The sequence below is a fragment of the Pseudomonas sp. MAG733B genome (assembly GCF_036884845.1).
Taxonomy (GTDB): domain Bacteria; phylum Pseudomonadota; class Gammaproteobacteria; order Pseudomonadales; family Pseudomonadaceae; genus Aquipseudomonas.
The window spans coordinates 3021189-3038844 of sequence record NZ_CP145732.1 but is presented as its reverse complement, the minus strand read 5'-3'; the positions used below and the strand labels follow the sequence as shown (position 1 = coordinate 3038844).

Here is a 17656-nt window from a genome sequence, read left to right as displayed (position 1 = left end):
AGCTCAGATCTCGTATTCGATTCGACCGGCAACCTGCAAGGAGATGAAAATGGAATCACCGACCCACGATTTGAAAGGTTTGTTCGACCAGCTCGGCCTGGACTCCACCCAGAAAGCTATCGACGATTTCATTGCCAGCCATTCACCGCTGCCCGACGACAAAAAACTCATCGATGCCGAGTTCTGGACGCCGCAACAGGCAGGTTTCCTAAAAGAACAACTGCGTGAAGATGCCGACTGGGCGCGGGTGGTCGACGACCTCAACCTGCGCATGCACCAGATTCACTAACCTCAGGCTTAATGCAGGCTGTCTGGTTTCTCGGCGTTCAACTGCGCCAGCCAGGCAGCCTTGCACTCCTCTGCTTCGGTGCGACTGGAAAATGCCGTCCCCCGACGCTCACCGTTGAGCAACACCACCCAGCACACACTCTGCCCCAGAGCGCGCAAACTGGGGGGCACACCGCTGCCAATCATTACCGCGACATCGACTTTGCTTTGCATGCTGACCTCCGAACTCCGTTAGCAACCTAACTATGTAGGTATGGTAATGAGTCCGCAGGCGAAGAAACAATAACGACTGTGTACAGCTTCGTTTCCAAAACCGTAACAATCACCCGCCTCTAACGAGGTTTCTCCGGCTTGTAGCCCAAGCGCAAGCCTCCCCAATGCCTGCCCTTGAGCATGATCGGCACCGACAGGTCGTGCATCAGTTCACCGGTATCGCGGGTGTAGGTTTGCAGCAATACCGCCTGCTGATGACTGCCACAGCGAATGCCGGTGCGGTCGGCGAATTTGCGTTTAGTGCGGTTTTGCAGGGTATCGACCTGCACGTCGCCGGTCAGCGGCTGGCTGAAGACTTGGTTGTGGGTCGGCACGTAGCCCTGCTGAGTACAGGCGATGGCGAACACCAGGCCTTCATGTCGGGGCAACAACGGTTCCTGAATCGACGGCAGGACCTGATCGGTGTAGCGATCGAAACGCGTCTGGTATTTCGCCGGAACGGTATCGGGGATCGCCTGATAATTTCGGTCGAACAAATCGTCGAGGCTGATACGCCCGGCTTCGATGTCCGCTTCGAAACGCGCCGCGATCTGGCTCGCGCCTTCCCGAGCGAGGTCGTAGATCCGCTGGTGATAATCATCGAGCCCCACTTCGGCGAGGCGTTCGCTGATGGTTTCGGCCTGGCCTTCCATCTGCACGGCGGCTTCGGCCAGGCGCCGGGTCTGTTGATCGCTGATGGCCAGGTCGCTGCGCATCTGTTCAATGGCGTGAAACAGGCTGTCGAGTTGTTCGCGGTTGGTGTCCGCACCTCGGGCGATTTCCCCGACCTGGCTTTCGACGCTGGCCGCCAGCCGGGCAATGTTTTCCAGGTGCTGACCGGTGTGCTCGACCTGCTCGACGCCGGTGTCGAGGTCGCTGGACAGTTGGCGGATCTGCTCCACCACTTGCGCGGTGCGTTGCTGGATGTCGGCCACCATCTCCCCGACTTCACCGGTCGCGGTCGCCGTGCGCGCGGCGAGTCCGCGAACCTCGTCAGCCACCACCGCGAAGCCACGGCCGTGTTCCCCGGCCCGCGCCGCTTCGATTGCCGCGTTCAAGGCCAGCAGGTTGGTCTGGCTGGCGATGGACTGGATCACCAGGGTCACGCGCTGGATATCATCGCTGCGCAGGCTCAGGGCTTCGATCAGCTCACGGCTGCTGTTGGCGCGTTGGCTGAGCTGATGCATGCGCGCAATCGATTCGACCAACTCGGTCCGCCCTGCCGCACCGCTCTGATGCGCCTCGCTCGCAGCACAAAGGGCTTCACGACTTAGGGTCGAGGTGGCTTGTTCAGTGGCGATCATGACTTCGGCATTGCTGACAATTTGTGCCGCCGCGCCGAGCTGCGATTGCAGCTTGTCAGCCAGTTGCTTGACGGAAAAAGCCACACCGGCGGCCGACAGCGCGTTATGGCTGGTGGTGTAGGAAAGATCGCGGGTTAACGTGGAGATGGCGCTGGATGTATCGGCAGGAGCGGATTCTGAGGGTGCGCGTGAGCGCAAGCGTGGTAGCCAGACAACCAGTACGGCCACTGGCAGGCCGAGGTAAAGCGACCAGCCGCCGAGGGTCATTCCACACAGCAACAGCACCAGGGCGATGCTTTGCAGCGTGGGTGTCAGCCAGCGGTTTTTCGGCAAAAACACTGGTGCAGGCATTGCCGCAACCAGAGACTCGTCTCTCGTCATCGTTGTCACCCCAAAATTCTTCTAATTGTTGTCTTCGCATTAAACGCCACTATAAAGCCATTATCTATGAGGCTTTAGTCGAGGGCGTTGCAGTAGATCAATAGAAGGTTTGAGGAATCGAAGACGGCGAAAAGCAAAGATCGCAGCCTTCGGCAGCTCCTACAGATTCACGCGAACCGTGTAGGAGCTGCCGAAGGCTGCGATCTTTTCAAAAGCAACCCATCTTGGATGGACTGCCCCGCAGAATCAGGCCTGACGCTGGTGCTTGTCGATCTGCTCGTGACGCTCTTGAGCTTCGATGCAGTACTTGGTGGTCGGGCTGATCAGCAGGCGCTTGAGGCCGATTGCCTCGCCGCTGTCGTCGCACCAGCCAAAGCTGTCTTCCTTGATGCGTTCTAGGGCTTGTTCCAACTGAGGCAGCATGCGCTGGTCGCGATCGATCGCGTTTACCAGCCAGGTGCGCTCTTCTTCAACGGAAGCCGCGTCAGCCGGGTCAGCCGGGGTGTCCAGGCTCTCGATGGCGATGCGGTTCTGTTCGATGCGCTCATGGGTTTCGACTTTCATGTTCTGCAACAGCTCGGAGAAAAAAGCATGTTGCTCGGCATTCATGTAGTCATCCGCCGGCATGGCCAGCAACTTGTCCTTTGTCATTGATATCTCTATAAAAAAACGTGCATTAAGGCGAATTAGGGAGCGATCCGGCAGACCTGGACAGGCCATCGGAAAGGCGCCGTTTATACCAAGCGCCACCCGGCACTCAATTTACGAGGGGCGGCAGTCTAAGGCCGACTTGAGGCCTCAGCAACTGAAAAGACAGCGAATTTGTCCGACAAAGCCTCGAAAATGCTCTATGGCAGGCATTCAGGCGGATATCGGAGTGCGTTTATAGCAAGAAATTCAATTCGGCACAGGTATATAGAAGACAAACGGCTGCGTTTGCAGGCCTGCGAACCTCAGCTAAGGTTGTTCCTCCCGAAATGGCTCACTCAAGGAGCGGTTAAATGAAGCTGATCGGCATGCTGGATTCGCCCTATGTAAGACGCGTCGCCATTTCTGCCAAACGCTTGGGCATCGTGCTGGAGCACGAATCGGTATCGGTGTTTCGCCACTTCGAACACTTCCAGCAGATCAACCCGGTGGTCAAGGCGCCCACGCTGGTGCTGGATGACGGTGAAGTGTTGATGGATTCGACGCTGATCATCGACTACCTGGAAGCACTGGCCGGCCAGGACCGCAGCTTGATGCCTGCGGACCTCGAACAGCGCCGGCGCTCGTTGCGCCTGATTGGCCTGGCATTGGCCGCCAGTGAAAAATCGGTGCAGCTATATTACGAGCGCAACTTGCGACCGGCGGAGATTCAGTACGAACTGTGGGTTGAGCGAGTTGAAGGGCAATTGGCGGCGGCGTATTCGGCGTTGGAACGGGAGTTGGAGAAGCAACCGCTGAACACTGACGGAGAGATTGATCAGGCGGGTATCACGGTGGCTGTGGCGTGGAGTTTTACCCGATATGTGGTGCCGGATCAGGTAACGGATGTGCAGTTTCCCCGGATTGCTGCGTTTACTGCTTATGCCGAGGGGCTTCCGGACTTTTTAAGCACTCCGATTGACTGACAGATTTTCTGCGTCTGATTTGACCCATCGCGAGCAGGCTCGCTCCCACAGTTGACCGCGATCAACCTGTGGGAGCGAGCCTGCTCGCGATGACGGAGTAACAGCCACCATCAACGATGGATCAATGCATGAACAAGGCGATCAGAATGATGATCGGGATCGGTACGCCGAGAAAGAACAGCAGTAATGAACGCATGATGATTCTCCTGGTTTAACGAATCGTTGGGGTGGTCACGTAGGTGTCGGTTTCCAGATACACCACTGCGTCCCGACGACGACCGCCGAAGGTCGCGGCGAAGCTGGCGAAGAACGCACCGGCCAGCAGGGCGACGAACATCCACAGCGTGGTCCAGGCGGCGACTTTGGCGGCGGTGTCAGCCGCTTGTTGCGCAGCCAGTTTGGCGTCGGCCACGGCTTTTTGCGTGCGGGCATAGACTTCGTCGACACGACGTTCCGCGTCCGCTTGCGTCAGGTTGGTCCGCTGCGCCACCAGTTGGGCCAGGTAGGTGCGGTCTTCGGCGGCCAGTTGTCCGTCGTTGCTCAGGGAGCGCACGAAGATTCGGGTGACGGTGCCTCGGGCGGCGTCATCGCTGACGGCAGCTGGACGATCATCGCGAAACAGGCTGTCGATGTAATAACCGTACTGATCGCTGTCGGTGTTGCCGGCAGCGGTACTTGCCGCTTGCGTGGCGGCACTCGCAGCGCCACCGACCATGCTCGCGCCGGCCTGCACTCCGCCGCTGACCACGCTGCTGACTGAACCCGCCACCAGCGTGGCCGTCACCAGCGTCGCCACGCACCAGGCGAGAAAACCGTGGGCCGTGTCACGGAAATAGACTTCATCGCCATGCATGTACGCCCACTTCACCCGCAACCGTCCGGCGATGTAGCCACCCAGCCCGGACGCCACGATCTGCGTGAACGCCAGCCAGACAATCGTCGATATGCCCAGGCCCTTGGCGCTCATGCCTTCATTGGCCCATGGCGAGACCGCGGAAAACCCCAAGCCGAAACCGAGCAGCACGAGGATCAGCGACAACGCCGCCGCAGCCGCGGCCCCGGCGAAAATCGCGCCCCAGGACACGCCCGAGAGCGTGCTCGATTCATCCATGGCGGGATAGAAACCTTCAGAGGATCTATTCATTGTTGTATCGCTCCAGGCAGAAAGATGGTGTTACAACTCTGTGGATCAGCAGTTGCAGTCACCGTGCCATTCGCGCACTTTGGAAAAATCGTTAAGGCTCAGCGAGTTATAAACATTGAACTTCCGCAGCCCATGCAATATGCAAGGAACCGGTATGCTCAACGGGTTTTATGCACTGATCAGAAGATCAAAAGATCGCAGCCTTCGGCAGCTCCACAGGGAAATACGTTTTAAATGCAGGAGCTGCCGAAGGCTGCGATCTTTTCTTTGACCATGAACTTTTATTTAGAAAGCCTGCGCTCTTTTCTTGGCAAAATGCAGCACAACGTTGTGAACACTTAATCAGGCCAGCCCTATGACCCGCATCTTGACCATCGAAGACGACGCCGTGACCGCCCGGGAAATCGTCGCCGAACTGAGCAGCCACGGACTCGATGTCGACTGGGTCGACAACGGTCGCGAAGGCCTGGAACGCGCGGTGAGCGGCAACTATGACCTGATCACCCTCGACCGCATGCTGCCCGAGCTTGATGGCCTGGCGATCGTCACCACGCTGCGGACCATGGGCGTGGCCACGCCGATCCTGATGATCAGCGCCCTCTCCGATGTCGATGAACGCGTGCGCGGCCTGCGGGCTGGCGGCGACGATTACCTGACCAAGCCTTTCGCCACTGATGAAATGGCTGCGCGCGTGGAAGTCCTGCTGCGCCGGCAGAACACCGGGACTGCGCAAGCCACCACGCTGCGGGTGGCGGATCTGGAGTTGAACCTGATCAGCCACGAAGCCAGCCGCGATGGTCAATTGCTCACGCTGCTGCCCACCGAATACAAGCTGCTGGAATTCCTGATGCGCAACACCGGGCAGATCCTGTCGCGGATGATGATTTTCGAAGAGGTCTGGGGTTATCACTTCGACCCCGGCACCAACCTGATCGACGTGCACATCGGCCGCCTGCGCAAAAAGATCGACCCACCTGGCAATGCCCCATTGATTCGAACCGTGCGAGGCTCGGGTTATGTCATTGCCGAACCCGTCTAAAGGCTGGCGCTCTTCCAGCAGTCGTTTGCTGGCGCTCTACAGCGCGCTGTTCGTGATCTGGAGCGGCATTCTGATGGGGGTCATGTACTACGAGGTGTCCGCGTACCTGGACAACCTGGCCAAGCACTCGTTGATGCAGCGCCAGCATCTGTTCTCGCGCTTCCAGGGCGAACAACTGTTGGACGCCCTCGCCGTCAGCATGACCTTCGACATCCGCGGCATCGACGCCTATGGCCTGTTCGATCATCAGCACCGTTACCTGAGCGGCGCCCTGGACCACATCCCCCGAGGCCTGCCGCTGGACGGCAAGATCCACATGCTCAGCGACTGCGCCGACTCCGACGATCCGACGCTGCCAAATGACAGCTGCGACGCCGTGGCGACCCAGACCCGGGACGGACTTTGGCTGGTGTTGGTGCGCGACAACGGCTCGCTGTTTGCCGTTACGCGGATCATCCTGCACGCACTGTTCTGGGGTGTGACGTTGACCATCCTGCCCGGCATCGTCGGTTGGCACTTGCTGCGCCGTCGTCCGCTGAGGCGTATCCGCGCAATTCAGGCCAGTGCCGAAGCCATCGTCGCCGGTGACCTTACCCGGCGCTTGCCGCTGTCCAATCGCCGCGATGAACTGGACATGCTCGCCGCCATCGTCAACGTGATGCTTGAACGCATCGAGCGCCTGATGCATGAGGTCAAGGGCGTGTGCGACAACATTGCCCATGACCTGCGCACGCCGCTGACCCGCCTGCGTGCGCAGCTTTACCGCATGCAACAACAGGCCGGTGAAGGCTCGGCGCAAGCGGCGCAACTGGATCTGGTGCTGGGCGAGGCTGATACGCTGATGGCGCGGTTTCGTGGGTTGCTGCGGATTTCCGAGCTGGAGGATCGTCAGCGCCGTTCCGGTTTCGTGCAGCTTGATCCGGTGTCGTTGCTACAGGAACTGCATGAGTTTTATTTGCCGCTGGCGGAAGACGACGACCTGACGTTTGAGCTGCAACTGCCGGAATCCTTGCCGCCGCTCAATGGCGACCGCGCCTTGTTGTTCGAAGCGGTGGCGAATCTGTTGAGCAACTCGATCAAATTCACCCCGCCCGGTGGCCAGGTAATTTTGCGTGGAGTCGATGAAAACGGACATACCCGCATCGAAGTCCTCGACTCCGGCCCGGGCATTCCCGAGACCGAGCGCGAGGCGGTGTTCCAGCGTTTTTATCGCGCCGAGGCGGGCAATCTGAAAAGCGGTTTCGGGTTGGGACTGTCGATCGTCGCAGCGATTGTCAGCCTGCATGGGTTTACGCTTGAGGTGGGTAGCAGCGAGTTGGGTGGCGCGCAGCTGGTGCTGGATTGTGAGCAGAGTTTGATTCCGCAGACCTAGCGCATTTTCAAGAACTCAGCAGATCCAATGTGGGAGCGGGCTTGCTCGCGAATACGGTCTCTCATTCAACAATGATGTTGACTGATACTCCGCTTTCGCGAGCAAGCCCGCTCCCACAGGGGAGTTGTGGTGCTATCAGGTTGGGTAATTGGCCCGCAGTGCCTCAAGCCCACCCTGATAAATCCCGGTGAACAGCGCCACCACTTCCTCATCGCTCACGCCCACCGGCTCAAACCGACCGGACCAGGTCACTCGCGCACCCTGCCCCAGCGCTTCAACCTTGATCGTCGCCAGATAATCGGTGGCCGGAAACGGTGCCTGCGAAATCGAGTAGCTGTAGGTTTTCGCGGTGTTGTCGAACGCTTGCAGGCGCTCGACTATTGCAGCGCCGTCGGCGGTTTGCAGGCTGCGTACCCGCCCGCCTTCGCTGAGCTCACTCTTGGGAATGAACGGCAGCCAGTCCGGCAGCGAGTTGAAACCGCCGATCAATTGCCAGACCTGATCGGCCGAGGCCGGGATGTCGATAAACGCAGATGCTGATGCCATGTAATGTGCTCTCTCAATCAATCAATCAATCAATCAATCAGGTTCAGATTGCCATGCTGTCGACGACACCGCCATCGACCCGCAAGGCTGCGCCAGTGGTGGCCGAGGATAAAGGCGAAGCGATATACGCCACCAGATTCGCCACTTCCTCGACATTCGCCACGCGCTGAATGATCGAAGTCGGCCGGGCCGTGCGTACAAAGGCGTCGGCCTCCTCCCGCAGACTACGACCGGATTGGGCAATGGCGTCCTTGAGCATTTCCTCAACGCCGTCGGTCAGCGTCGGGCCAGGCAGGATCGCATTGACCGTCACCCCGGTGCCCGCCAAGCGTTTGGCCAGACCATGGGACACCGCCAGGTTGGCGCTTTTGGTCACGCCATAATTGAGCATGTCAGCCGGGATCGCGATGCCGGATTCCGAGGACAGGAAAATCACCCGGCCCCATCCCTGCTTGACCATGTCCGGCACGTAATGCCGGGACAGGCGTACGCCGGAGATCACGTTGATCTCATAGAAGCGCGTCCATTCGCTGTCGGGCGTGTCAAAGAAATCTACTGCGTTGAAGATCCCGAGGTTGTTCACCAGGATGTCCGCACGCGGCTCGGCGGCGAAGAGTTTCTCGGCGCCTTCGGCGGTGCCCAGGTCCGCAGTCAAACCGCGCAGTTGTGCATCGGGCACGCTTTGGCGAATGCTCGCCAGCGCCTGATCAACCTTGGACGTCTCGCGGCCGATCACCACCACCGTGGCGCCGGATTCGGCCAGCGCCTTGCTGATGCCCAGGCCGATGCCGGCAGTGCTGCCGCTGACAATCGCCAGTTTTCCGCTCAAATCAATTTTCATGTTCAGGCTCCAATGATTGGCAAAGGTGCGCGTTCGGACACCAGTTTTGCGTCGCGCAGCGCCTGCCAGAAGGCTGCAGGAATTACCGCCGACAACGCGGCCACGTCTTCGGCAATCCGCTCTGGACGGCTGGCACCTGGAATGACTGCCGCCACCGCCGGGTTGGCCAACGAGAACTGCAACGCTGCTGCTTTGATGTCGACACCATGGGCCGCCGCAATGCGCTTGATCTGCTCGACCTTGTTGATGATCGCCGGGCTCGCCTTTTGGTATTCGAAGTGTGCGCCACCGGCCAGGATGCCCGAGCTGTAAGGGCCGCCGACCACGATTTCAACGTTCTGCGCCAGCGCCGCGTCCATCAAGCGTTGCAAGGCGCGGTCATGGTCGAGAAGAGTGTAGCGGCCGGCCAAAAGAAAACCGTCCGGCTGCGCTTCGCTCAGATCAAGGGTCAATTCGCATGGCTCGACCTTGTTCACACCCAGGCCCCAGCCCTTGATCACGCCTTCTTCACGCAGGCGAGTCAGCACTTTGAACGCGCCGGTGCGGGCCTGGTTGAAGTATTCCAGCCATTGATCACCGTAGAAGTCCTGGGCGATGTCATGCACCCAGACGATGTCCAGGCGATCGGTTTGCAGGCGCTTGAGGCTGTCTTCGATCGAACGCATCGTTGCGTCGGCGCTGTAGTCGTTGACGATCTTGTTCGGGCGACCGTGTTCGAACACCCCGCTCTTCTCGCCCAGATCGCGGGCAGCGGCGTCTTCGACTTCGTCGAGAATCACCCGGCCGACCTTGCTGCTGAGCACATAGTCGTCGCGGTTGTAGCGGGACAATGCGGTGCCGAGGCGGATTTCCGACAGGCCCGAACCGTAGAACGGTGCGGTGTCGAAGTAACGCACGCCGGCATCCCAGGCCGCATGGACGGTGGCTTGCGCTTCCTCTTCAGGAATGGCGCGGAACATGTTGCCCAGTGGGGCAGTACCGAAACCCAGCGCGCCGGGCAGTTTGTCTTTCAAGCTCATGATTCAATCCTCGTCAGTTTCTGAGGTCAGTTGGGTGACCGTTGAGCAGATGCTAGATTGCAGCGATCGGACCGTCCAAGACATAATGTGCAGCACTTGAGTCCCCAGAGGTCTGACATGATCGACATCCGCCAATTGCGCTACTTCGTCGCCGTCGCCGAGGAAGAACACGTCGGTCGCGCCGCCGAACGCCTGCACATTTCCCAGTCGCCTTTAAGTCGGCAGATCGCCCAGCTTGAAGAACGGCTTGGCCTGACCCTGTTCGAGCGCAGCCAGCAACGCATTCGCCTGACCCGCGACGGTCAGACTTTCCTCGCCGAAACCCGCGCGCTGCTGACCCACGCCAATCGCCTGGAATCCCTCGGCAAACGCCTGGGCCGTGGTGAGGAAGGCGGCTTGTGCATCGGCTATATCGAAAACGCCATGCATGCGGGCGTCCTGCCCAATGCCTTGCGCGTGCTGCGGGTTGACCGGCCGAATGTGCATGTCGCGCTGTACAACCAAAGTTCCGTCGAACAATTGGAAGGCCTGCGTCAGCGTAGTCTGGATATCGCCCTGGTCAGCGAGCCGCCGACGGACGACGATCCGGACCTGTTGGGTTTTCAGGTGTTGGACGACCCGATGCTATTGGCCCTGCCCGAGGAACATCCGCTGGCGCAGAAAACCGTGCTGACCCCGGAAGATCTCGCCGATCAGGAGTGGATTGGCGTGCAACACCACCAGAATGTCAGCAGCCGCGAAAACTTCGTCAGCGCCTGCATCCGCGCAGGGTTTACCCCGGACATCCGCATGGAAGCCACCGGCCCCTTCACTGCAATGGCGCTGGTGGCCTCGGGACTGGGCATCGCGATGATTCAGAAAGGCTTGAGCCGCAACGCACCGCCGGGCGTGGTGCTGCGGGAAGTGCCGTGGATTTCCCTCACCAGACCGCTGTGGGCGGCATGGCACCGGATCAATCTGCGGCCGTTGGTGGAGACGTTCAGGAAGGTGCTGACGGAGCCGGGGATGAATGACGGATAGCCATCAGCTGATTGCAATCCCTGCAGGAGCACAGCTTGCTGGCGATGGCGCCCGTGAGATCGCTATCGCCAGCAAGCTGTGCTCCTACAGGGTTGGACTCAACGCAACGCCTGCCCCCGCGTCTCAGGCATCCGCAGATAAACCACCAGACTGATCGCACTGATCACCGCCAGGTAAATCCAGAACAACCCGCCATAGCCCCAACCCGCCATCGACGCCATCAGGTACGGCGCAGTACCACCGAACAGGGTCACCGACAAGGCGTACGGCAAGGCGATGCCGGTCACGCGCACTTCAGCCGGGAACTGCTCGGCCATGGTCACCGCCGACGCCGCGCCGAAACCGGTCATGATCACCATCGACACGGTCTGGATCAGGGTCACCTCCAACAAACTGATACCCGTATGCAATAACCCGAAACTCGGCCAGGCCCAGAGAATCGAGGCGATGGCGAAAGCGATCAACACTGGACGGCGCCCTACCCGATCCGCCAGTTTGCCGGCGAACGGCAGCAGCACCAGCGACACACCGACGGAAATCACCCCGGCCAGCAACGTATCGCGGATCGACATGCCGGTGATCAAGTGCACCTGATTCGGATAGCTGACCATCCACACGTAGTTGAGCAGGTTGCCGGCCATGGCGATGCCGATCACACGCATAGCGTCGCGGCGATGGCTGAACAGCAGTTCGCGGATCGGGCGTTTTTTCGCCTGGCTGGCGATCTTCGATTTGAAGATCTCGGTTTCGCGCACCGACAAGCGAATCCACAAGGTAATCAGGCCCATCAACGCGGCAATCACAAACGCCACGCGCCAGCCCCAATCGTAGAGCGCGGTGTCGCTGCCCATCGACGCGAGTGCAAAGCCGAGCAGGAACGACACCAGCGTCCCGGCATTGATCGCGAACCATTGCCATGACCCGGCGAACGCCCTTCGATGCGCAGGCGCCGACTCGATCAAGAACGCCGAAGCAGACCCGAATTCACCGCCCGCAGAGAAGCCCTGCACCAGTCGCGCAATCACCAGAATGATCGGCGCGGCGATGCCGATGCTTTCATAGTTGGGGCAGATGCCGATCACCAGCGAAGCCACCGACATCAGCAGGATCGAAAGCGTCAGGCCTTTTTTGCGGCCGTAGCGGTCGGCCAGTTGGCCCAGCACCGCGCCGCCGATGGGGCGCATGATGAAGCCGACGGCGAACACCGCCAGCACCGAAAGCAAAGCGGTTACGCCGTCACCAGCGGGAAAAAACTGCTTGGCGAGGATGGAGGAGAAAGTCGCGTAGATCACCCAGTCGGTGTACTCGACGATGGTGCCGAGGGTGGCGGCGACAATCGCTTTTTTCTCGGCACTGTTGAGTTGGCGACCCTCGGTTTGCAGGCTCGCCGTGGCAGTGGATGACGGCGACAGTACGCCGTCCACAGTGTTGTGGTTGCTCATTTTCAAGACTCCCGTGGGCGCTATTATTGTTGACCTTGGACGCGGCCTCAGCGTTGTTACGGGAGAAATATCCGGCGTTGCCCGCGTTTCGTGTAGCGAGATTTCCGGACGGTTCGATTGACTAAATATCAATCCATTGCCTTGAGGTTTTCTCAAGTCACGGGGCTTTAAAACTCGGTTGAAGGGTGAGCGGTGAGCAGCGGTAATGGCAGGCAATCATGGGGCTGCCCACGACCGTCCCCATGCCGTGCATCGATACGACTGCTTCGATAAAAAGAACTCTGTGAGGAGAACCGGCAATGTTTGATAGAACCAACAGCTTCATCGACGGGCGCATTACCCCGCCGCTGGACGGTGAATACGTCGACAAGATCGACCCGCGCACCGGCGAAAAACTCAACGAAGTGGCCAGCAGCGGCCCCGCCGACGTGGCCATCGCCATCGACTCCGCCGCCGCTGCGCTGCAAGCCTGGCGCGACATGCGCCCGGCCGAGCGCGGGCGCATCCTCAACGATTTCGGGCGTTTGATCCGCGCCAGCGAAAGCACCCTCGGCGCCCTTGAGCGTGCCGAAACCGGCAAGCCTGGCCGGGAAATGGCGCAACTGATGGACCTGACCGCGCAGTACTTCGAGTTCTACGGCGGCATCGTCAATGTCATGGACGGCGAAGTGATCAACCAGGGCCCGAACTACCACGTCTACACCCGCCGCGATCCGTTCGGGGTGATCGGCGTGATCCTGCCGTGGAACGCCCCGCTGCATCAGGCCGCCCGCGCCATCGCTCCGGCCCTGGCCACCGGCAACACCGTGGTGGCCAAGCCGTCCGAGCACACCTCGACGTCGCTGGTGGAACTGGCGCGCATGGCCATCGAGGCCGGGGTTCCGCCGGGCGTGTTCAACGTGATCGTCGGCAAGGGCAGCGTGATCGGCCCGGCCATGGCGCACAACCCGCACATCCGCAAAATCTCCTTCACCGGCGGCATTCGCGCCGGCCAGGAACTGGGGCACATCGCCGCCGACCGCATACTGCCGCTGACCCTGGAACTGGGCGGTAAATCCGCCAACATCGTCTTCGACGACGCCGACCTCGACGCCGCCGCCAAAGGCTCGACCCTGGCCTTCACCTGGAACAGCGGCCAATGGTGCGCCGCCGGTACACGCTTGCTGGTGCAGGAATCGATCTACGACCGCTTCGTCGACAAATTGGTCGCCGAAGTCGGCAACCTGCGCGTCGGCCCGCAGGATGACGCCACCTCAGGCCCGATCACCACCCACGCGCAATTCGAAAAAATCCAGAGCTACTTCGCCATCGCCGAACGCGATGGCCTGACCCCGGCCATCGGCGGCAAAGTCGCGAGCCACAAAGGCTTCGAAAACGGCTGGTACATCGAACCGACCGTCTACACCGGCGTGACCAACGACATGACCCTGGCCCGCGAAGAGATCTTCGGCCCGATTGTCTGCGTGATCCCGTTCAAGGACGAAGCCGATGCGCTGCGCATCGCCAACGACAGCGAATTCGGTTTGGGCGCCGGGATCTGGAGCCAAAACATCGGCCGCGTGCACCGGGTCGCCGCGCAGCTTGAGGCTGGGCGGATTGTGGTCAACGAATACAGCGGCGGCTTCGTACAAACGCCGTGTGGCGGGTTCAAGCAGAGTGGTTATGGACGTGAGCAAGGGGTGGATGCGTTGTCGCATTACACGCAGTTGAAGTCGGTGATTATTCGGCTTTGAGGTGAGTTGCCGATAGACAAAGGCGCAGCAAAAGCTGCGCCTTTTTTGCATCACACAATCCCTGTTGGAGCGAGCCTGCTCGCGATGGCGGTGGTTCATTCAGCATCTATGTTGGCTGATCCACCGCTATCGCGAGCAGGCTCGCTCCTACAGGTATTGGGTTACCACAGCCCCAGCGAGTACGTGACAATCAACCGATTCTCATCAATATCACTCGAAAAGTTGCTCCGCGCGCTGGCGTTTTTCCACTTCAGCCCAAGGTTCTTCAACGGCCCGCTCTGGATCACATAACCCAATTCACTATCCCGCTCCCATTCTTTGCCGGCATCTGCGCGGCTGCGCACCGTGACGTCATCCCCCGACAGATAACGGGTCATGAAGGTCAGCCCTGGAACACCCAGCGCCGCAAAATTGTAGTCATACCGCGCCTGCCACGAGCGCTCGTCCTGGTTTCCGAAATCGTTGATTTGCACCAGGTTGACCAAGTAACCGTCGGTGCCGTTGATGTTGGCGAAACCGGTGTCGCCGCTCATGCGTTGATAGCCTAATCCAAGCCCATGACCGTTGGCGCTGTAGGTGAACATCGCGCCGAGGGCGGAGTTGTCGACGTTGCTGCCGCCGTCGTCGAGGCTGCGCGACCAACGCAGATCGGAACTCAATGTCTGCCCTTCGCTGATCGTCCATTTATGGTTGAGGGTCAGGAAGTGCTGGCGGTAGATGCCCTCCAGTTCGCCATAGTGATAGGCCGTGCTCAGTGATGGCGACCAGCGCCACGTCGCGCCGCCGAAGTCGAAACGGTCGCTGGTGGCGTGACGACCGAGGCGGATGTTGCGCGCCACACCGTTGTAGACGCTCATGTCTTCGTTGTCGGAAGAGTTGCGCAGTTTGGTCTGGTCGAGGCGGCCGAGGTCCAGGGACAGGTTGTCGATATCGGCACTGTTGAGCCACGCGCCGCGAAAGGTTTGCGGCAGCAGGCGTGAATCGTTGTACATCACCACCGGCATTTTCGGCAGCAAGGTGCCGACCTTGAGCGTGCTTTTCGCCATGCGCAATTTGCCGGTGGCGCCGACTGCGTCGTAATCGTCCTCGGCACGCCCACCCGGCCCGCGCGCGGTGTTGAGCAGGCCGGTGCCGCTGCGGTCCGGCGAGGAATCGAGCTTGATGCCCACCAGGCCGATGGCGTCGAAACCGACGCCGATCAGACCCTCGGTGTAGCCCGATTCGACCCGCAGGATCAAACCCTGCGCCCACTCCTCGGTCTTGCTTTGGGCCACGCCGGACTGGCGAAAATCGCGATTGAAGTAGTAGTTGCGCAGCTCCAGGCTGGCTTTGCTGTCCTGGAAAATGTCGGCGCAAGCCGGGGTGAGTATGGTGCTGGCCGCAATGCAAACAGCAAGACGCGAAGCCACTGGGAAGGCGTAGTTCATGGACATATTTCTCTTATTGTTGTCAGGTTCGAACACGCCCTTGATAGACGCGCGAAAGTCGATCCTGAAAGCCGGGCCTGCGCCCGACAATCGAGAAAAACACCCCGCTGCCTTGAGTTTTATTCAAGTGGGTTTAGGCTCAGCGTTAAGTACACTGCGCGCCGCGCCTTACATAAGAACAAGAGTTTGCCCACTATGGATCGTCTGCCTCCCCTCAATGCCATTCGCGCATTCGAGTCCGTCGCCCGGCATTTGAGCATCACCCTGGCTGCCGATGAATTGAATGTCACGCCCGGTGCGGTCAGTCGGCAGATCCGCACGCTGGAAGAATTTCTCAAGTTGGATTTATTTGTACGTGGTCACCGCCAGATCACCCTGACCGCCGCCGGCGAGGAATACTTTCGCGCCGTGGCCCGGGTGGTTGAAGATCTGCGGGGGGCAACGAAAAAACTCATGTCACCACCCCGCCGCCGTCAGCTGAAAGTACGCGCCTACACCACGTTCGCCATGCAGTGGCTGATCCCACGACTGGCGAGTTTCCACGCGCAAAACCCGAAAATCGAAGTGCTGCTGACCGCGTCGCTGGAGCCGGTGGATTTCTACAAGGAAGACATCGACGCGGCGATTCGCCTCGGTTCCGGCGAATGGCCCAACTGCAATTGTTATGTGCTCAGCGACAACCAATTGGCCCCGGTGTGCAGCCCGTCGTTACTGCAACACGGGCCGGGTTTGCAGACGCCCGCCGACATCGCCGGCTACACCATGCTGCACTCGATTGCCCGGCTCGAAGACTGGCGCTATTGGCTGGAGGCCAGCGGTGTCAGCCGTGAAGTCGATGCACACGCCGGCATGACCTATCAGAGTTCGTCGATGGTGTATGCGGCAGCGGTCGGCGGCCAGGGTATCGCCATGGCGCAGCTGTTTCTGGTAAGCAAGGAGTTGCGGGACGGCAGCCTGATCCGCCCATTCGAGCAGGTGGTGGACATGGGCGTTTATACCTACTACCTGCTCACGCCCAAGCACCGCGAAGAGAGCGATGACCTGCGGATCTTCCGCGAATGGATGCTGGAGCAGGCACGCATTACTCGCGTTCAGGCTTGAGATTTACTCAACGGATAGCGGCATAAAACTGCTTTGTCGGCGCTTCGCCCGCTTGTCTAGCATGGGTCTCCAATGACAAAAAAGAGACCCTGCCATGACTGCTCTCGATACGCCTTCAATCGGTTTCATCGGCCTCGGTGCCATGGGCCAGAAAATGGCCCGCCATCTGTTGGAAAACGGTTTTGAACTGAGTCTTTTCGATCCAAATCCCGTTGCCTTGGCGCCGCTGCTGGCCCGCGGCGCGCGCAGCTTCGCCACGCCTCGGGAAGTGGCTGACCATGCTCACATCGTACTGGTTTGCGTGCCCACGCCAGACATTGTCGAACGCGTGATATTGGGTGCGGACGGTGTGATCCACGGCCAGCAGGTCAACATCGTGGTGGACCATTCCACCACCGGCCCGAGCCTGGCCCGACGGCTGCACGCCGAGTTGGCCGAACGTGGTATCGATGCCCTCGATGCACCGTTGGCTGGCGGTGTGGCCGGTGCGCAGAACGGCACATTGTCGGTAATGGTCGGTGGTGAGCGTGGCGCCTATGAGCGCTGCATGCCAGTGTTCACGGCGTTCGGTAAAAAGGTCGAGCACATCGGCACCGAGCCGGGGTTGGGGCAGACACTGAAACTGGTCAACAACATGATCGTCGCGGCAACCCTGGTGGCTACCAGCGAAGCGATGTTGTTCGGGGTCAAGGCCGGTCTCGATGCGCGGCAAATGGTCGAGATGCTCAACGCCAGCACGGCGCGCAGTTTCACCAGCGAACAGATCCTCGCCGGCACGGTGATGCGGCGAGAATTCGATTTCGGCTTTCGTCTGGATTTGATGCGCAAGGACGTGCGGCTGTTTCTGGCTGAGGCAGAAAATGCCGGTGCGCCTGCCTTTACCAGCTCTGTCGTGAAGCAGTTCTTTGACCAGGCGTTGACCGAGGGCGATCCGGCGCGGGACATGACGCAAGTGGTTCAGGTGCTCGAGCGCTTGGCCGGAGTCACACTGCAAGGTTGACAGGCTGGATACGGTACCTGTGGGAGCTAGCCTGCTAGCGATGAGGTCGGCACATTCAGCATCCTGTTCAACTGACACACCGCCATCGCTAGCAGCCTAGCTCCCACAGGTTTTTGCATTAAGCCAATAGATAA

At 60.0% G+C, this 17656-nt stretch carries 17 protein-coding genes; 8 read left to right on the top strand and 9 right to left on the bottom strand.

The window, feature by feature from the left end; all coding sequences use genetic code 11:
• The first annotated feature begins 49 nt into the window (after positions 1–49).
• Positions 50–289: a DUF2789 domain-containing protein gene (locus V6Z53_RS14105; protein WP_047530030.1), complete on the top strand. Its 240-nt coding sequence runs from the start codon at positions 50–52 to the stop codon at positions 287–289.
• Between the two features lie 8 nt (positions 290–297).
• Here V6Z53_RS14105 and V6Z53_RS14100 read toward each other — a convergent pair whose 3' ends face one another.
• The 3 genes from V6Z53_RS14100 to V6Z53_RS14090 form a co-directional block, all read right to left on the bottom strand.
• Positions 298–501 (bottom strand): hypothetical protein, encoded by a 204-nt coding sequence (locus V6Z53_RS14100; RefSeq protein ID WP_338586133.1) that lies wholly within the window; start codon positions 499–501, stop codon positions 298–300.
• A gap of 119 nt (positions 502–620) precedes the next feature.
• Positions 621–2225 carry a methyl-accepting chemotaxis protein gene (locus V6Z53_RS14095; RefSeq protein WP_338586132.1) on the bottom strand — a complete coding sequence of 535 codons (1605 nt, stop codon included), beginning with the start codon at positions 2223–2225 and terminating at the stop codon, positions 621–623.
• A 246-nt stretch (positions 2226–2471) separates the two neighbouring features.
• The gene (locus V6Z53_RS14090; RefSeq protein WP_007907888.1) at positions 2472–2876 is read right to left on the bottom strand and encodes a TraR/DksA family transcriptional regulator; all 405 of its coding nucleotides are present in this window, start codon (positions 2874–2876) and stop codon (positions 2472–2474) included.
• Between the two features lie 350 nt (positions 2877–3226).
• On the opposite strand from V6Z53_RS14090, the gene V6Z53_RS14085 reads away from it, so the two are divergent.
• Positions 3227–3838 carry a glutathione S-transferase gene (locus tag V6Z53_RS14085; protein ID WP_338586131.1) on the top strand — a complete coding sequence of 204 codons (612 nt, stop codon included), beginning with the start codon at positions 3227–3229 and terminating at the stop codon, positions 3836–3838.
• A gap of 211 nt (positions 3839–4049) precedes the next feature.
• On the opposite strand, the gene V6Z53_RS14080 is transcribed toward V6Z53_RS14085, so the two are convergent.
• A complete protein-coding gene (locus V6Z53_RS14080) occupies positions 4050–4982 on the bottom strand; it encodes a hypothetical protein (protein ID WP_338586130.1) in 933 nt (310 codons plus the stop codon).
• A 355-nt stretch (positions 4983–5337) separates the two neighbouring features.
• Between V6Z53_RS14080 and V6Z53_RS14075 the strand changes: the two genes are divergently transcribed.
• Positions 5338–6021 carry a response regulator transcription factor gene (locus V6Z53_RS14075; RefSeq protein ID WP_338586129.1) on the top strand — a complete coding sequence of 228 codons (684 nt, stop codon included), beginning with the start codon at positions 5338–5340 and terminating at the stop codon, positions 6019–6021.
• On the top strand, positions 5999–7393 hold the full coding sequence (locus V6Z53_RS14070; protein ID WP_338586128.1) for a HAMP domain-containing sensor histidine kinase: 1395 nt from the start codon (positions 5999–6001) through the stop codon (positions 7391–7393). Before V6Z53_RS14075 ends, V6Z53_RS14070 begins: the two co-directional genes overlap by 23 nt.
• A gap of 135 nt (positions 7394–7528) precedes the next feature.
• Here V6Z53_RS14070 and V6Z53_RS14065 read toward each other — a convergent pair whose 3' ends face one another.
• From V6Z53_RS14065 to V6Z53_RS14055, 3 genes are read right to left on the bottom strand one after another with little or no spacing between them, the layout of a single operon-like run.
• Entirely contained in the window at positions 7529–7939 is a 411-nt protein-coding gene (locus V6Z53_RS14065; protein WP_338586127.1) for an SRPBCC family protein, read from the bottom strand.
• 43 nt (positions 7940–7982) lie between these two features.
• The gene (locus V6Z53_RS14060) at positions 7983–8780 is read right to left on the bottom strand and encodes an SDR family oxidoreductase (protein ID WP_338586126.1); all 798 of its coding nucleotides are present in this window, start codon (positions 8778–8780) and stop codon (positions 7983–7985) included.
• Positions 8781–8782: 2 nt separating this feature from the next.
• The gene (locus tag V6Z53_RS14055; protein WP_338586125.1) at positions 8783–9799 is read right to left on the bottom strand and encodes an aldo/keto reductase; all 1017 of its coding nucleotides are present in this window, start codon (positions 9797–9799) and stop codon (positions 8783–8785) included.
• A 117-nt stretch (positions 9800–9916) separates the two neighbouring features.
• Here V6Z53_RS14055 and V6Z53_RS14050 point away from each other — a divergent pair, with 117 nt between their 5' ends.
• Positions 9917–10819 (top strand): LysR substrate-binding domain-containing protein, encoded by a 903-nt coding sequence (locus V6Z53_RS14050; protein ID WP_338586124.1) that lies wholly within the window; start codon positions 9917–9919, stop codon positions 10817–10819.
• Positions 10820–10917: 98 nt separating this feature from the next.
• Here the strand turns inward: V6Z53_RS14050 and V6Z53_RS14045 are convergent, their stop codons facing one another.
• On the bottom strand, positions 10918–12261 hold the full coding sequence (locus V6Z53_RS14045) for an MFS transporter (protein WP_338586123.1): 1344 nt from the start codon (positions 12259–12261) through the stop codon (positions 10918–10920).
• Between the two features lie 299 nt (positions 12262–12560).
• On the opposite strand from V6Z53_RS14045, the gene V6Z53_RS14040 reads away from it, so the two are divergent.
• Complete coding sequence (locus V6Z53_RS14040; protein ID WP_338586122.1) at positions 12561–13994, top strand: aldehyde dehydrogenase family protein; 1434 nt, start codon at positions 12561–12563, stop codon at positions 13992–13994.
• Positions 13995–14155: 161 nt separating this feature from the next.
• Here the strand turns inward: V6Z53_RS14040 and V6Z53_RS14035 are convergent, their stop codons facing one another.
• Entirely contained in the window at positions 14156–15427 is a 1272-nt protein-coding gene (locus tag V6Z53_RS14035; protein WP_338586121.1) for an OprD family porin, read from the bottom strand.
• A 189-nt stretch (positions 15428–15616) separates the two neighbouring features.
• Between V6Z53_RS14035 and gcvA the strand changes: the two genes are divergently transcribed.
• Positions 15617–16522 (top strand): transcriptional regulator GcvA, encoded by a 906-nt coding sequence (gcvA, locus tag V6Z53_RS14030; RefSeq protein ID WP_338586120.1) that lies wholly within the window; start codon positions 15617–15619, stop codon positions 16520–16522.
• 94 nt (positions 16523–16616) lie between these two features.
• The gene (locus V6Z53_RS14025) at positions 16617–17522 is read left to right on the top strand and encodes an NAD(P)-dependent oxidoreductase (protein WP_338586119.1); all 906 of its coding nucleotides are present in this window, start codon (positions 16617–16619) and stop codon (positions 17520–17522) included.
• Positions 17523–17656 lie beyond the last annotated feature (134 nt).

Excerpts from the sequence above, each read along its gene's own strand:
- V6Z53_RS14050 (WP_338586124.1), top strand. The coding sequence starts at position 9,917 with ATGATCGACATCCGCCAATTGCGCTACTTCGTCGCCGTCGCCGAGGAA.
- V6Z53_RS14035 (WP_338586121.1), bottom strand. The coding sequence starts at position 15,427 with ATGTCCATGAACTACGCCTTCCCAGTGGCTTCGCGTCTTGCTGTTTGC.
- V6Z53_RS14045 (WP_338586123.1), bottom strand. The coding sequence starts at position 12,261 with ATGAGCAACCACAACACTGTGGACGGCGTACTGTCGCCGTCATCCACT.
- V6Z53_RS14080 (WP_338586130.1), bottom strand. The coding sequence starts at position 4,982 with ATGAATAGATCCTCTGAAGGTTTCTATCCCGCCATGGATGAATCGAGC.
- V6Z53_RS14065 (WP_338586127.1), bottom strand. The coding sequence starts at position 7,939 with ATGGCATCAGCATCTGCGTTTATCGACATCCCGGCCTCGGCCGATCAG.
- V6Z53_RS14090 (WP_007907888.1), bottom strand. The coding sequence starts at position 2,876 with ATGACAAAGGACAAGTTGCTGGCCATGCCGGCGGATGACTACATGAAT.
- V6Z53_RS14025 (WP_338586119.1), top strand. The coding sequence starts at position 16,617 with ATGACTGCTCTCGATACGCCTTCAATCGGTTTCATCGGCCTCGGTGCC.
- V6Z53_RS14070 (WP_338586128.1), top strand. The coding sequence starts at position 5,999 with ATGTCATTGCCGAACCCGTCTAAAGGCTGGCGCTCTTCCAGCAGTCGT.
- V6Z53_RS14055 (WP_338586125.1), bottom strand. The coding sequence starts at position 9,799 with ATGAGCTTGAAAGACAAACTGCCCGGCGCGCTGGGTTTCGGTACTGCC.
- V6Z53_RS14095 (WP_338586132.1), bottom strand. The coding sequence starts at position 2,225 with ATGACGAGAGACGAGTCTCTGGTTGCGGCAATGCCTGCACCAGTGTTT.
- V6Z53_RS14100 (WP_338586133.1), bottom strand. The coding sequence starts at position 501 with ATGCAAAGCAAAGTCGATGTCGCGGTAATGATTGGCAGCGGTGTGCCC.
- V6Z53_RS14105 (WP_047530030.1), top strand. The coding sequence starts at position 50 with ATGGAATCACCGACCCACGATTTGAAAGGTTTGTTCGACCAGCTCGGC.
- gcvA (WP_338586120.1), top strand. The coding sequence starts at position 15,617 with ATGGATCGTCTGCCTCCCCTCAATGCCATTCGCGCATTCGAGTCCGTC.
- V6Z53_RS14040 (WP_338586122.1), top strand. The coding sequence starts at position 12,561 with ATGTTTGATAGAACCAACAGCTTCATCGACGGGCGCATTACCCCGCCG.
- V6Z53_RS14075 (WP_338586129.1), top strand. The coding sequence starts at position 5,338 with ATGACCCGCATCTTGACCATCGAAGACGACGCCGTGACCGCCCGGGAA.
- V6Z53_RS14060 (WP_338586126.1), bottom strand. The coding sequence starts at position 8,780 with ATGAAAATTGATTTGAGCGGAAAACTGGCGATTGTCAGCGGCAGCACT.
- V6Z53_RS14085 (WP_338586131.1), top strand. The coding sequence starts at position 3,227 with ATGAAGCTGATCGGCATGCTGGATTCGCCCTATGTAAGACGCGTCGCC.